General features: G+C 43.9%; 11 protein-coding genes. 7 read left to right on the forward strand and 4 right to left on the reverse strand.

What is annotated here, in order from left to right:
- Positions 1-56 precede the first annotated feature (56 nt).
- Both RAM70_RS19240 and RAM70_RS19245 read left to right on the forward strand, forming a co-directional pair.
- Positions 57-995 (forward strand): glycosyltransferase family 2 protein, encoded by a 939-nt coding sequence (locus tag RAM70_RS19240; protein WP_312675954.1) that lies wholly within the window; start codon positions 57-59, stop codon positions 993-995.
- A gap of 340 nt (positions 996-1,335) precedes the next feature.
- Positions 1,336-2,178: a hypothetical protein gene (locus RAM70_RS19245; RefSeq protein ID WP_312675156.1), complete on the forward strand. Its 843-nt coding sequence runs from the start codon at positions 1,336-1,338 to the stop codon at positions 2,176-2,178.
- A gap of 118 nt (positions 2,179-2,296) precedes the next feature.
- On the opposite strand, the gene RAM70_RS19250 is transcribed toward RAM70_RS19245, so the two are convergent.
- Positions 2,297-3,721, reverse strand: coding sequence for an ammonium transporter (locus tag RAM70_RS19250; protein ID WP_312675158.1), 1,425 nt, complete (start codon positions 3,719-3,721; stop codon positions 2,297-2,299).
- A 175-nt stretch (positions 3,722-3,896) separates the two neighbouring features.
- Positions 3,897-5,333, reverse strand: coding sequence for an ammonium transporter (locus tag RAM70_RS19255; RefSeq protein WP_312675160.1), 1,437 nt, complete (start codon positions 5,331-5,333; stop codon positions 3,897-3,899).
- Positions 5,334-5,731: 398 nt separating this feature from the next.
- Between RAM70_RS19255 and ribD the strand changes: the two genes are divergently transcribed.
- The 4 genes from ribD to RAM70_RS19275 all read left to right on the forward strand — a co-directional run bounded on the left by ribD (position 5,732) and on the right by RAM70_RS19275 (position 11,482).
- Complete coding sequence (gene ribD / locus RAM70_RS19260) at positions 5,732-6,829, forward strand: bifunctional diaminohydroxyphosphoribosylaminopyrimidine deaminase/5-amino-6-(5-phosphoribosylamino)uracil reductase RibD (protein ID WP_045359166.1); 1,098 nt, start codon at positions 5,732-5,734, stop codon at positions 6,827-6,829.
- A gap of 371 nt (positions 6,830-7,200) precedes the next feature.
- The gene (gene htpG, locus RAM70_RS19265) at positions 7,201-9,174 is read left to right on the forward strand and encodes a molecular chaperone HtpG (protein ID WP_045359359.1); all 1,974 of its coding nucleotides are present in this window, start codon (positions 7,201-7,203) and stop codon (positions 9,172-9,174) included.
- Positions 9,175-9,568: 394 nt separating this feature from the next.
- Complete coding sequence (locus tag RAM70_RS19270) at positions 9,569-11,071, forward strand: DEAD/DEAH box helicase (RefSeq protein WP_312675162.1); 1,503 nt, start codon at positions 9,569-9,571, stop codon at positions 11,069-11,071.
- A gap of 60 nt (positions 11,072-11,131) precedes the next feature.
- Positions 11,132-11,482 (forward strand): 4a-hydroxytetrahydrobiopterin dehydratase, encoded by a 351-nt coding sequence (locus tag RAM70_RS19275; protein WP_002762185.1) that lies wholly within the window; start codon positions 11,132-11,134, stop codon positions 11,480-11,482.
- On the opposite strand, the gene RAM70_RS19280 is transcribed toward RAM70_RS19275, so the two are convergent.
- Positions 11,479-12,357: an NAD(P)-dependent oxidoreductase gene (locus tag RAM70_RS19280; protein ID WP_312675164.1), complete on the reverse strand. Its 879-nt coding sequence runs from the start codon at positions 12,355-12,357 to the stop codon at positions 11,479-11,481. The two genes, RAM70_RS19275 and RAM70_RS19280, sit on opposite strands and share 4 nt — an antisense overlap.
- 157 nt (positions 12,358-12,514) lie before the next feature.
- Positions 12,515-14,407, reverse strand: a complete 1,893-nt coding sequence (locus tag RAM70_RS19285; protein ID WP_312675166.1) for a BRCT domain-containing protein — start codon at positions 14,405-14,407, stop codon at positions 12,515-12,517.
- Positions 14,408-14,877: 470 nt separating this feature from the next.
- On the opposite strand from RAM70_RS19285, the gene RAM70_RS19290 reads away from it, so the two are divergent.
- Positions 14,878-15,480: a DUF3782 domain-containing protein gene (locus tag RAM70_RS19290; protein WP_312675168.1), complete on the forward strand. Its 603-nt coding sequence runs from the start codon at positions 14,878-14,880 to the stop codon at positions 15,478-15,480.
- Positions 15,481-15,548: the final 68 nt, after the last annotated feature.

Genomic DNA, 15,548 nt, shown 5'->3' on the forward strand with positions numbered 1-15,548 from the left:
AACTGGTATTAAATCGATTTTTTTCAATCAATTACCGATCAAATATTATTATGCAAATGCTAAAATATTCCCTGATTGTTCCCATCTATAACGAAGAAGAAACTATTGACGAACTGTATCGCCGGGTGAGTGCTGTCATGAATAATTTAGATGGGGCGGTAGAATTAATCCTAGTAAATGATGGTAGTAAAGATAGTTCCTTAAAACTGCTGCGAGAACTGCACAAAGCTGATTCACGAGTATGTTATATCAGTTTCGCCCGCAATTTTGGTCATCAAGCGGCGGTAACTGCTGGACTTAATTTTTGCCGAGGACAAGTAATTATTGTTTTGGATGCCGACCTGCAAGATCCGCCCGAATTAATTCCCCAAATGATTGAAAAATGGCAAGAGGGGTATCAAGTAGTTTATGCCCAAAGAACCAAGAGAAAACAAGAAAGTTGGTTTAAAAAACTGACGGCCTATCTCTTTTATCGTTTGCTTAAAAGACTCGCTGATGTGGATATTCCCGCCGATACAGGAGACTTTTGTTTAATGGATCGTCAGGTAGTAGATCTATTAAATTCTCTCCCAGAAAGAAATCGTTATATTCGTGGGTTGCGCGCTTGGATTGGCTTTCCACAAACTGCGGTTAAATTTGAGCGGGATGCGCGCTTTGCCGGGGAAGTAAAATATACCTTTAGCAAATCATTATCTTTAGCTATTAATAGCCTAGTATCTTTTTCCCGTGTCCCCTTACGTTTTGCCACCTATCTAGGATTATTTTCTGCCCTGATATCTTTGATTATGGCTCTGTTAGTATTATATTGGCGTTTACAGCAACCCGACTCACCGATCACGGGTTTTGCCACGATTATGATCGCTATATTTTTTCTGGGTTCTGTGCAGCTAATTAGCATCGGAATACTAGGAGAATATATCGGCAGAATTTACGAGGAAGTTAAAGGCAGACCCACCTACACAATTGCTGAGTTAGCTGGCTTACAAATTTCTTGATTATTGTCGGTAAGAATCGCTAAAATTGCCAGTTGATGGAGAGAATAAAAAGCTTTCTTGAGTGCCGCTCTCTGTTTTTTCAACCCTAGGATGCGAAAAGTCTTGACAAATGGACAGCTTTGCTGTATGTTGGTGGGTAAGAATCCCATAATACCAAATCCGTTTTTAATAGTGTGATTAACTCACAAGTTATGGATTGTTTCTCCCCACTCCCTTCTCCCTGCTCCCTGCTCCCTGCTCCGCTGCTCCCCTATACCTTTTAAACAGGATTTAGTGTAATTAGCCCCTCTGTAGCGATAACAGCTAAAACTAAAAAACTATTCAGGACGAAGAATCATTTATGAAAGCGATCGTTTTAACCTGCGATAAGTACATTAAATTTGCCGATCACATGATTTATACTTATCAAAAATGGTGGCCGAGTAATCCTTTTACTTTTCGGGTTCCCTACGGCGATTATCCTGAGAACTTGGCAAAATATGGCGATAAAGTGGAGTTAATTCCGATGGATTGTTCCAAGATTAAGGACACGGTTTTAAATCTCTTAAAAGACTTGCCTGACGAAGAATGGATTTATTGGTGCATGGATGATAATTATCTGATACGAATTCAAGAAGAAGCAGTTAATGATATCTACAATTTTGTTATCAATAACGCCGATTCCGATCTAATAGCAGTTTTATTCGTGCGCAACCGTAAAGGTGGTTACTTTAAAAGCGACAAATTTATCCAAGAAGGAGTCAAGATTCTCACGCCTAAAAAGCAAGTAGTTTTACGAGAAACAGTATTTTCTCAAGCAGATATTCTCCAGAGTGTCTGGTCTCATCAATTCATCAGAGTAAAAGCTTTGAGAAGAATTTTTGAAAGTTTTCCTGATCGACCATTTGTAGCTAAGGAAATGGATAGTTTTAAACACACAAAATTAGTGGGAGAAAGACAATTAATTGTGGAGAATAATATAGCTGTGTATGGGGAAAGCACCAGTCGCGGTGAAATCACAGAAAATTGCGCCGCTAGTTTTAAACGCTGGGGAATGGAGTTACCGACGAATATGAACATCTCTAAGAAATATCATGTATATGGAGAACTTCCCTATCAATGGCTAGGATTAAAAATAACCCCTCCTCCCAGAGTCAAACAGTTTTTAACCGATGTTACTCGCTGGTATTGGCGTAATGTGTGAGGGGTTGAAATTTAAACTCACCTAGAAACAGACCCGTTCCTTTTCTTGATTGTTCCGCCCAGTTTCACAGAGACGAAATTTCGCCTCTGTTAGCCAGACTGATAGCTGATTGGAATCGCTAATAATTTTCTCGAGGATTTGTGGTCGGAGAATTTTCTTGGTAGGAAAAGCTGCTACCAAACTCGAATTCCCGTCCGTAGGCTTCCTCTCCGTGTTCAGGAACATCTAACCCTTCTGCTTCCGTATTCGGTTTAACCCGCAGCTCCATAAATAGACTGAGAACTTTCAGGATAACAAAAGTACCCACGGCCGCAAAGATATAAGTAGCGGCAACGCCAACAAATTGCGTCCACAGTAACCCCGGATTCCCAAAAAATAAACCATCATTTCCGGCTGAATTAACCGATTTTGTGGCAAAAAGCCCCGTAAGCAGCGCCCCTATGGTCCCGCCGACACCATGGACGGGATAGGTATCCAAAGAATCATCAAAGCGCAATTTTGCCCGCAGACTAACCGCAAAAAAACAGGTAAGGGCAGTGATCGAACCAATGAGAATCGCCCCAATCGGCAGTACATAGCCGGCAGCCGGAGTTATACCGACTAATCCCCCTAAAAATCCACTAGCAATACCGATCGCCGTCGGTTTACCCCGTAAAATCCATTCTATAAGCATCCATGTCAAACCACCAGCCGAAGCTGCGATACTGGTATTAACAAAAGCTGTCGTGGCCAGGGAACTAGAGGAAAGCGCACTACCCCCGTTAAAACCAAACCAACCGAACCAGAGTAAACCGATACCTAGGAGAACAAAAGGCACATTATGGGGTGCATAGGTTTGGACACCAAAACTACGCCGCGGACCGATCATCCAGGCGGCCACCAGTGCGGAAATCCCGGAACTAATGTGAACAACGGTTCCACCGGCGAAATCCAGCGCCCCAGTGGCTGCCAACCAACCCTTACCCCAAACCCAGTGAGCTAGGGGAGAATAGATAAAGGTGGACCAAAGCAGTAAAAACCAAAAATAGGCTTTAAAGTTGACCCGTTCCACGATCGCACCCGAAATTAAAGCCGGGGTGATGATGGCGAACATCATCTGATAGACCATAAACACTTGATGGGGAACGGTGGGTGCATAACCGATATTGTCAGGTGTGGCCGCGGTGACACCGTTAAGAAAAATCCAATCTAGTCCCCCGATAAAAGCTTCAATTCCCTCGCCAAAACCACTTTTACCCGGGGTGACATCGAAAGCGAGACTATAACCCCACAGCACCCAAGTTACACCGATGACGCCCATGGCCACCAAACTCATCATCATGGTGTTGAGGACGTTACGCGAACGCACTAAACCCCCATAAAAAAAAGCCAGTCCGGGGGTCATTAATAAAACTAAGGCCGACGAGATCAGCATCCAAGCGGTATCTCCAGCACTAATCGGATTGGGGGGAGCTGCGGCGATGGTTTCCGCAAAAACTGGGGCAACTCCGCAATTGAATCCCAGTCCCAGCAAAAGTATGGTTATTCCTACGATCTTTTTCATTGTCGGTTGGTGGTTAGTAGCAAGATTAATTTTTTCTGTCCGTAAAGAGACAAAAACCGAAAGAGAAAAGGTTTAGAAGGCAATTATAGCCACCGATCGCATCGGGGCGAGGCCTTCTTCCTTTTCTCTTTAACTTTGTCGGGTATCTAATTAATCTATCTTTACAAGGTTTACCCTAACGAGTGCTAGGCGTTTCCATGTCAACACTGGAAGCATAATGGCCGCCGGCAACGATATCGGACTCCTTGACGAAACCGCTATAGGCTTCCATTCCGTGTTCACCCACATCCAAACCTTCCATTTCTTCTTCGGGAGTAACACGAATACCGAGGGTAGCCTTGAGGATTGTCCAAACAATACCACTAACAATCAGGGTAAAGGCCCCTACTGCTACAATCCCGATAATTTGGTTAATAAACAGTTGGAATTGACCGGTGATTAAACCCGCATCTTTGTTGAAGATACCCACGGCTAAAGTTCCAAACACACCACAGACGAGGTGAACGGAAGTCGCACCCACGGGGTCATCAATTTCCAGCTTATCGAAGAAAGCCACCGAGTAAACCACGACCACACCAGCAATTAAACCGATAATTAAGGCCGACCAATAGGATACACCATCACAACTGGCAGTAACCGCTACTAAACCGGCGAGAATACCGTTAATAATCATCGAAAGGTCGGGTTTACCATCTTTCGCCCAAGCGGTAAAGGTAGCGGCAATGCCGCCCGCGGCCCCGGCGAGGTTAGTGGTGACAGCGATATAGGGTACAGTTTCATTAACCGCTAAAGCAGAACCGGGGTTAAAACCGAACCAGCCAATCCAGAGAATTAAACAACCCAAGGTCGCGATACTCATGTTATGGCCGGGTAAGGCACTGGTGCGACCGTTGATGTATTTACCCATTCTCGGGCCGAGAATTGCCGCCCCCGTTAAGGCAGACCAACCACCGACCGAGTGAACCACCGTCGAACCGGCGAAGTCTTTAAAACCAAGGTCGGCTAACCAACCGCCACCCCAAACCCAGTGACCGGTGATCGGGTACATGATACCGACGATAATTAAGCTAAAAACCAGGAAATCGGTGAATTTAATCCGTTCTGCCACCGCCCCAGATACAATGGTTGCCGCCGTTCCCGCGAAAGCTACTTGGAACAGGAAGAACACTGAGGTGGGCAAAGAGGCGGGCATAACGTAGGTGGCGGGATCGCTACTGCTAAGGAACCAACCTCCCGTACCGAAAAATTCGTTACTGACAGACCCAAACATCAGGGAGAAACCGATCGCCCAAAATGATATGGTGGAGAGGGCGAAAACGATCAGGTTTTTGGCGAGAACGTTAACGGCGTTTTTCTGGCGACAGAATCCCGTTTCTAGCATCGCAAAACCTGCGTTCATAAAGATCACGAGGATGGAGGCAATTAAAACCCAGATTGTATTGAGGGCGTTTTGGACATCTTCGGGGGTTAGGGGTTTCGCATCTTGGGCCTGTACGGCTGTGTTCCAAACCACGAAAATAATCGCGGACAAAGGAACACAGGCTAACCAGACAGGGTTAATTTTCGGTAACAAACCGACAAGTTCCCCAGATTTTCGAGCAATTCGTTTCATCGTTAATTCATTTACTTTTTTGAGTTAGTAGGTCGATTCATTACTGTTGAAAATAATTACCGAGCAATTATGTCCGTTCAAACGCTAAATCCTAGGAACAGAGGTCAATCATTTCAGAAGACCAAACAGCTAGGGATTTATCTTGAGGTGTGAGTAGTCAATGTTTTTTGATCTTTGTTTTTTTTTATTTGAGATTTCTGTATCCTCTGATACGTTTCACTTTAAAATAACAATAGTAGAGAAGTGATCAATAATTCAGTTATCAGTTATCAGATGTGAGTTTTCAGTTCACTGATTACTGTTTACTGTTTACTGATCACTGAAAAAAGCTTCCCACTGATCACTGATTACTGTTTACTAATCACTGAAAAGTCTCCCCTCATTTGGAGAAATAAACAATGGACCGGGCAACGGAATTCGATCGCACAATGATGCAAAGATGTCTAACCCTTGCTAGGCAAGGCTTGGGGCGGACTTCTCCTAATCCTTTGGTGGGTGCTGTGATCGTTCAAGAGGGTATAATTATCGGCGAAGGGTTTCACCCGGAGGCCGGACAACCCCATGCAGAAGTTTTCGCCCTGAGACAGGCAGCAGAAAAAGCGCGTGGTGCCACTTTATACGTCAATCTTGAACCCTGTAACCACTATGGACGTACTCCCCCCTGTAGCGAGGCAATTATGCAAGCGGGCATTAAAAAAGTGGTGGTGGGGATGATCGATCCTAATCCCCTGGTGGCGGGGAAAGGCATTGAAAGATTAGCATCGGCAGGCATCGAGACACTGGTGGGGGTGGAGGAGTCCGAATGTCGTCAACTTAATCAGGGTTTTATCCATCGCATCACCGCTAAAAAACCCTTCGGTATCCTCAAATATGCCATGACTCTCGATGGCAAAATTGCCGCTACTAGCGGTCATAGCACTTGGATTACTAGCCCCGCTTCTCGCCAAATAGTCCATCAACTGCGATCGGCCTGTGATGCGATTATCGTCGGCGGTAGCACTGTCCGTCAAGATAATCCTCACCTAACCACTCACGGCCTCTCCGATCATAATCCCCTGCGCGTGGTCATGACTCGATCGCTCGATTTACCCCCCTCCGCCCATCTTTGGGATACCAGTCAATTTCCCACGCTTGTCTATACACAAATTGATTCTAATGTCAAGCTTAAGCAACAATTATTAACAAAAGGCGTAGAAGTGATCGAACTAACCGAGGTGACACCCACTTTAGTGATGGAAAATCTTGATCAGAGGGGATTTTGTCAGGTTTTGTGGGAGTGCGGCGGCGGTTTAAGCGCAGCAGCGATCGCTGAGGGCATGGTACAAAAAATTATCGCTTTTATCGCGCCCAAAATCATCGGGGGAATCCAAGCACCTACTGCCGTGGGCGATTTAGGTTTCCAGTTAATGAGCCAAGCTTTACAGTTAGAAAATGTCACGGTTAATTATCTCAATCCCGATATTTTGATTGAGGGATATCTGCAAAGTGAAAAGTAGAGCTAAGCTGCCCGCGCATTTAAATTGCTTATTGAGATGAGGCACTCTTGCAAGAGGCAAGGGGGGGGGGAGATTCAGCTAATCTAAGGATAGGCGGTTAAAATGCGTCTTAGCTTACTGCAATTCCCCCTCAATCGGCAAATCTCAACCAACCGCTTGCAAAAGTCAAAAAGTCATCGATAACCCCGATAATCTGGCACTTACCCCTGATTTTTGCGAGCGAGTTCTAGAAATCGACCCGCTGCCGTCAAATGCGTTTATCGGTACGGTTATCCCCCTAGAAGAAGTTGGGCAATCGCTCTGTGATCAATGGTGCCATTATCGAGCAAAATAAAAAAGTTAGAATAGTCAAACCCTTAGTGATTGAACGTATGACGGTACTCGAAAAAGGTAATATCACGATTCATACCGAGAATATCTTCCCTATTATCAAAAAATCTCTCTACACTGACCATGAAATTTTTCTGCGGGAATTGATATCTAATAGTGTTGATGCCATCTCGAAATTAAAAATGGCTTCCTTAGCAGGAGAAACAAGAGGAGAAGTACCCGAACCAGAAATTAATCTCGCCATCGATAAAGAAAATCGTACCCTATCAATTACCGATAATGGAATCGGGATGACGGGGGAAGAAATCAAGAAATATATTAACCAAGTTGCCTTTTCCAGTGCGGAAGAATTTATCGATAAATACCAAAAATCAGCCAACGATTTAATCGGTCATTTTGGCCTAGGTTTCTATTCGGCTTTTATGGTGGCTAAAAAGGTAGAGATTGATACTCTTTCCTATCAGGAAGGTGCTACCCCTGTCCATTGGTCTTGTGATGGTTCTCCAGAGTTTGAATTAACCGATTCTTCCCGCAGCCAAATCGGCACGACTATTACCCTAACTTTGATGGATGAGGAAGGGGAATATTTAGAACCTGCCCGCATTCGCCAGTTAGTCAAAACCTACTCGGATTTTATGCTCGTTCCCATTAAAATTGATGGGGAAGTGATTAATCAACAACGGGCTTTATGGAAAGAATCTCCTCAAAATCTGACGAAAGAAGACTACCTAGAATTCTATCGTTATCTCTATCCTTTCCAAGAAGAACCTTTACTCTGGGTACATCTGAATACCGATTATCCTTTCTTGCTCAATGGCATTCTTTATTTTCCCAAACTCAGACCGGATGTAGATGTCTCAAAAGGACAATTAAAGTTATTCTGTAATCAGGTTTTTGTCAGCGATCATTGCGAGGAAATTATTCCCGATTTCCTGATACCCTTGCGAGGAGTTATCGATAGTCCAGATATTCCTTTAAATGTATCTCGAAGTGCTTTAACCAAAGATCGCACCGTTCGCCGCATTGCCGATTTTATTGCCAAAAAAATTGCTGATCGCCTCAAATCTCTCTATAACGAAGACGCAAAAGAATATATTCGTTGTTGGGGAGATGTGGGAACCTTTATTAAATTTGGTTCCTTGAAAGAGGATAAATTTAAACAGCAGGTAGAAGATATTTTAATCTATCGGACTACCTACAAACCCCTAGAAACCCCGGTACAAGTGGCAGTGCAAACCGCCGAAGGTGACGCATGGCAAGAAGCAACGGCGAAAACTCCCCTAGAAGCGATCGAACAGGAAGGTTATACTACTCTCAAAGCCTACCTAGAACGCCATAAAGAACGCCACGAAAATCGAGTTTTTTACTGTACCGATCCTCGTAGCCAATCCACCTACGTTGAACTCTACAAAAATCAAGGCTTAGAAATCCTTTTCTTTGATTCTTTCATCGATACTAATTACTTTATTCCTTTCCTAGAAAGAGAATACTCCGATGTGAAATTCACCCGGGTTGATTCTGAATTAGACTCGACGCTGCTCGAACAGGATCAAGCTAGTGAAATTATCGATCCCGCCAGTAATAAAACCCGGGCTGAATTGATCAAAGAAATCTTCGCCAAAGCCCTCGATAATTCCCGCATCAATATCAAAACTGAAGCCTTGAAATCCGATGATCCCCAAGCTACTCCCCCGGCAATTGTCTTACTTCCAGAAGCGATGCGACGCTTACAGGAAATGACGGCAATGATGCAACAAAAAGCCATGGCTTTCCCCGAAGAACATATTCTGATGATTAATACTAATCATCCCCTCATTCAACAGATTGTCCAGATTAGTCAGGGAAGTATTGTTACCGGTAGCGGCGAATCTCCATCAGCGCAATTAGCGAAAATGCTCTGTCAGCACGTTTATGATTTAGCTGTAATCGCTCAAAAAGGATTTGATGCCGAGGGAATGCAAGCTTTTGTGGAACGTTCCAATCGCGTTCTGACTAAGCTAACCGAAAAGATTTAATCTATTGCCAAACTTTGGCTGTTTCGATATGCTGAGAGTGTGTTAATTCACACTCTTTTTTTAACCTGATCAATATGATCTAGCGATAAGCTATCTTGCCGCCGTCAGCCTTGAATCAGTTATCAGTTATCAGTTATCAGTTATCAGATGTAAGTTTTCAGTTCACTTATACTGTTTACTGTTTACTGTTTACTGTTTACTGATAAGTAGGGAGGCACAATTATTTGTAGGATGGGTTAGCGGTAGCGTAACATGAGCGGGCGTTGGGTTTCATGCTTCAACCGTTCGGACCTCGGCGTGAGCTCGGTCGAACGCTGAGCTCACGGCCGAAGCCCAACCTACGTTCTGTTTACTGATAACTGTTTACTGATAACTGATAACTGATAACTGAAAAATGCGCTTACCCACCCTCAAATATGAGCGAGGAACCTTAATTCTCCATCCACCACCAAAAGGGAAAAAATGGCTAGATTTTGCCACTTGGGATGATCGTATCGAAAGATTTCGCATTTTGGCCATTCATTATCGTCCTCTCGTGGAAACCCTACAGGAGGAGGGCATTAACTTCCAAGATGAAGCAAAAGCTTTTAACAATTTAGAATTAATTGCCAGTTTTGAACGGGAACCCTACCCCCACCAAACGGAAGCCTTAATCGCTTGGAAAAAATCCCAGAGAAGGGGTGTTATCGTCCTTCCCACCGCTGCCGGTAAAACCTATCTTGCCCAATTGGCACTACAATCGACTCCCCGCAGCACCTTAATTATCGTGCCGACTATTGATTTAATGCACCAGTGGTATGCCCAGATGTTGGCGGCTTTTCCCGATGCCGAGGTGGGATTATTAGGGGGAGGTTCTAAGGATAATAGTGCTATTTTAATCGCCACCTATCAAAGTGCGGCAATTTATTCAGAAACTCTTGGCAATCGTTACGCTTTTTTGATTTTTGATGAATGTCATCATTTACCATCGGATTTCTTTCGGAAAATAGCGGAAGATTCGATCGCGCCCTATCGTTTAGGCTTAACAGCAACACCGGATCGCGGTGATGGTAGTCATCAGGATTTAGATTATCTTATTGGTACAATTGTTTATCAAAAAAGTCCCCAAGACTTGTCAGGAAAAGCCCTAGCGGATCATGAAATAATTCAAATTAAAGTGAAATTATCTGCCAAAGAACAGGAAAAATATCAAGAAGCAATTAAAATTCGCAATGATTTTTTAAGAAAAAATAATCTCAGTTTGTCTGGTTTAGATGGTTGGCAAAATTTTGTCATGATTAGTGCCAGAAGTAGCGAAGGGCGCCGGGCGATGTTAGCGCACCGGGAGTCGAAGGAAATATCCTCTGGAACCCAGGGAAAATTGCGGGTTTTAGCCGAGTTAATCTGTGAACACTATCCGGAACCAATTTTAATTTTTACCAACGATAATGCCACAGTTTACCGCATTTCCGAGAGCTTTTTAATACCTGCCATAACCCATCAAACTCCCGTGAAAGAACGCCATGAAATCCTGACCCGTTTTCGTCAGGGAGAATACAAAATTCTGGTGACTTCCCATGTTCTCAATGAAGGGGTTGATGTGCCGGAAGCGCGCATCGCGATTATTTTATCGGGAACCGGTTCCACCCGGGAATATATTCAGCGTTTAGGACGGGTGTTAAGAAAAGGGCAACAAGAGGATAAACGGGCGATTTTGTATGAAGTGATAGCCGAAAATACCACGGAGGAAAAAACCTCCCAACGACGACGGGGAGAGCAGAAAAATAAAACTAGCTATAAAACCGGTAATCGACAATTGGAATTATTGCCTTCTCCTCCGAAAAAATCTTTTTCTTTGCCGAAAGCTGCCGAATCTTCTACCCCTTGGGTGAGTTCTCCAGAGTCAGAGGAAGAATAAAAAATTTCTCTGGGGGATTTTACTCTATAATAAAGGTAAAAAATCTAGATTGATAGCCCTATGACCGAACTTGCTCAACAAAAATGTCAACCTTATCAATCGGGTTCTTCTCCTATCACTGCCGAGGAAATTACCGCTTTACAGGCTAAAATTCCCGATTGGAATCTCTTAGAATACGAGGGTATTCCCCGTCTGCAAAAACTCTATAAATTTGCCAATTTTCAAGGGGCAATCGCCTTTACTAATGCCGTGGGAGAAGCGGCGGAAAAAGAAGGCCATCACCCCGCTTTATTGACAGAATGGGGTAAAGTTACCGTTTCTTGGTGGACCCATGACGTGGGCGGATTACATCAAAATGATTTCATCATGGCTGCCCGTACCGATGATATTTATCGTCAACAAAAGGCCTAATCGTAGGCGCGAATCATCGCTTGGGTTCCCTGTTTAATTCCCTTGCCTTCGTCCAATTCCGCTACTACTTTAAATAGAGTTTCCGCTAAATCTGTCCCGGGCAGAATTTCCCCGGCTGTCTGGGCAGTTTCTTTGACTAATCGCAAATCTTTTAAGATATGTTCAATCATAAAAGCTGGCTGTAAATCTTGGGCGAGGATTTTTGGTCCCAAATTTTCCAAAGCCCAAGAACCCGCCGCCCCCGTTTTACAGACTTCTATGACTAAATTGGGGTCTAATCCTTGAATTTTTGCCATTTTTAGAGCCTCACACAGCGCCACCATGTGAACCGCCCCCAAGACTTGATTACAGAGTTTTACCGCTTGTCCGTTGCCAATTTCGCCACACCAGCGAATAGTTTTACCCATGGCTTGAAAACAGGGCAAACAAGTCTGAAAATCCGCTTCTTTCCCTCCCACCATAATAGTTAAAGTGCCGTTTTTCGCCCCAATATCGCCCCCAGAGACGGGAGCATCGAGAAAACGGAGATTATTTTCCTCTAGCTTTTTACCAATCATCCTAGCGGCTTGAGAGCCAATGGTACTCATATCCACCACCAGAGTTCCCACCGCTGCCGATTCCACGACACCCCCTGGTCCTAAAATCACCGCTTCCACGTCAGGCACATCCCCGACGCAGGTAAAGACAATCTCGGCATCCCTGACGGCGGCGGCAATATTAGAACGAATGTTCGCACCTGCTGCCCCAGCAATGGTTATCCCTGGCGCCTCTGGGGTACGATTCCAAGCATTGACAGCAAAACCTCGACGGACAAGATTAGTCGTCATCGGCGCTCCCATCACTCCTAATCCTAAAAAGGCAATTTTTTGACTCATAATTTTCGTAATCAAGGGAAGGGGAATTATGAATTATGAATTATGAATTATGAAGTGGGGTGTATTTTCAGTGAACAGTAAACAGTGAACTGAAAACTAAAATCTGATAACTGATAACCGATAACCGATAACCGATAACTGATAACTGATAACTGTTTTAGGATTCTACCATTTGCAGAAATTGGGCTTCTGAAAGGGTTTTTATGCCTAATTTTTGAGCCTTTTTGAGTTTCTCACCGGGGGCTTTACCGAGGAGAATATAATCAGTATTCGCACTGGGGGAACCAGTAACAGTACCACCGACATTAATAATCAATGATTTCGCTTTCTCGCGACTGATTTTGCTGAAGGTTCCTAGTATAACTACGGTTTTTCCCCTTAGGGGATTTTCTGCGGATTCTTGACTCGTTTGGACTATCTCCGCTGCGGGTTGCACTTCTAAACTTGTGTCGGCAACCGGGATTTTTTCTGCTGCTACTACCGGAGTTTCCTCGGCAATCACCGGGGGAGTTTCCGGTTCTTCTACTACAGGAGTTTCACTAATAATTGCTTCTGGTTCATTAGTGGTAATAGGAGCAGTTTGTTTAGAGAAATCGTCTCTTTCTTGCTGTAGGTTTTGAATTTTAACCTCTAAAGCGGCGATTTCTTCTTGCTTAGTTGTTAACTCACTCTCAAGCTTAATTTTTTCTTTTTCTAAAGCTTTAGCTGCCGTTTTTTGGGGTTCTAAATCTTGAGTTAGTTGGCGATTTTGTTGGCTTAATTCCTCGATATGACGGGAAGTTGTGGTTTCTAATTGGTCTTTTTCGGCACTTAACTGGTGTAGTTGAATCTCTAAATTAGAAATGTTTTCCCGATAGGTTTCTAGCTGTTGGGGTAACTGGGTTAATTTCTCTAATTGCCCTTCTAAATGGACAATTTTTGCCTGAGAATCGGCCAATTGTTGGGGTAACTGGGTTAATTCCTGTAATTGCCCTTCTAAATCAGCAATTTTTGCCTGAGAATCGGCCAATTGTTGGGGTAACTGGGTTAATTCCTGTAATTCACCTTTTAAATCAGCAATTTTTTCGGCAGCAGTGGTTAATTCTGCCGATAATTCCCCTTTCTGGACTTCTAAAGCTTGTAACTCCAGTTTAGCCGCTTCGAGACGAGCGCCGAGACTCTCCTTTTCGGCGGTTATGGCTGTCACTTGAGCGACGATTTCTTGGAGTTTTATAGTTAAATTGTCGCATTCTTGCCCTAAAGAGAGCGATCGAGTTTGACTTACGGCTAAATCTTCGCTGAGAGACTTTTTTTGCTGCTCTAACCCGCTAATTTGACCCTGTAAGCTGGCTATTTCTTGCTGTCCTCGCTCATACTGTTCTGTTTGGTCAGCCAGATTCTGTTCTAAGGTTTGAATTTGACCTTGCAAGTTGGGAATTTGGGCAGCTAAATCGCTTAATTCTTGGTTTTTATGCTCTAAATCGGCCACTTTGACCTTTAATTCCTCGGCTTTTTCTAGTTCTTGCTGTAAGAGAGCTTTATCCTGTTCTAGGGTCTGAATTTGACTATAGAGAGAGGTGGTCTGTTTTTTGGTCAAGTCAAATTGACGGTTAATTTCACCTTTTTGCTGCTCTAAAGTTTGAATCTGTGCCTCTAGGCTAGTAATTTGGGCTTTTTCTGCCTCTAACTGCTCCATCAAACCAGCTTTCTCCGCTTCTATTTCCTTAGCGGTGGTTTTCAGGTGTTCGATTTCACCCTCACCTATCTGGACAGCTTGCTGGAGGGACTGGAGAGAATTTTCTAAATCCGTAGCTTTGTGCTGTAATTGGGCGGAATGTTGTTCTATGTAAATTATTTTGGCGTGCAGCTGCTGATTTTCGTCTTTTAACTCTGATTGCGCCACTCCTAAACCCTTGACTTGAGCCAATAAATCTGAATTACTTTGCTGTAATTGCGCTTGTGCGGCTAAAAGGGCGGTATTTTTGCTGACGAGACCAGAGCGCGACCAGAGGAATAGTCCTCCGAAAACAGCACTTAAACCTAATCCTTCATAAATTAATTCGTTGAGCATATCTACCCTCCTAGACAAGCGAAAAACAGTCACCTAACCGAACTGATGCGGCAATTTTGGTTATAGACCTACATCTCTACTTATATCAGTTACGGGGTGCATTCGGGGAAAGGGCGGGGAAAAAGTCACTTCTTTCCTCCCGGTGTAAAAAGGTGATTTAGCTATTCGCGTTATGCTAATTTGTACCTGATCCCATTCTTGGGTGATTTCCTGGTCAATTTCTTCCTGATGATTAAAATAGTAGCCTATTGCCGCAGGAGCTTCGGCTGATAATTATCCATTGTCAATTGCCTATTATCCATTGACTGCGATCGCCTTTTGACCTTTGACCCCTTCCCCTTGAACTGCGATCGCTGATTAGTTGATAGTCAATAATTGATTGAAAAAACACGGATGAGAAGCTAGGGACATTTTTTCTGGGCCAAGTCGCTAGAATGGGACTAGACTTCTCAAGCTTGAAGAATCTTCCTATGTCAGACGCTGTAACGATCGCCGATATTTACAAGTTATTTGAAAGAACTGAGGCCCAATTTGCCGAGTTTCAAAAGGAAGCTGATCGCCGCAGTGCCGAAGCTGATCGCCGCAGAGAGGAAGCTAATCGCACGATGGAAGAATTAAAAAAACAGGTACAAGAAACGACCAAAGCTGTTAATAACCTAACAACACGCTGGGGCAGATTCGTTGAAGAAATGGTAGAGCCTGCGGTGGTGCGTTTATTTCAGGAACGGGGCATTGATGTCACCCAAACGATGAGTCGCTTGAAAAGTAAGCGTCCTGGGGCGGCAATGGAGATTGATATTGTGGCGGTGAATGGGAGCGAGTTGGTGGCGGTAGAATGTAAATCTCGACTGTCGAGGGATGATGTAGATGATTTTGTCAGCCGATTACAGCGATTTAAGGTTGCTTTCCCCCAATTTCGAGAGTTTCGGGTTTATGGGGCAGTGGCAGGCATTGAAATTGATCAGGGGATAGATGTCTATGCCTATCGGCGCGGTTTGTTTGTGATTAAGCAGTCGGGGGAAACGGTTAAAATTATCAATGATACTCAGTTTCAACCTTTGGGTTTTGCTTAAGGTGTTTAATCTCTTTTTTAAGAAGGCGTAATTTTGCGATCGCCTTTTTAATTAATAATGAATAGTTG

The organism is Microcystis wesenbergii NRERC-220, from assembly GCF_032027425.1.
In the GTDB taxonomy this organism is placed as follows: domain Bacteria; phylum Cyanobacteriota; class Cyanobacteriia; order Cyanobacteriales; family Microcystaceae; genus Microcystis; species Microcystis wesenbergii_A.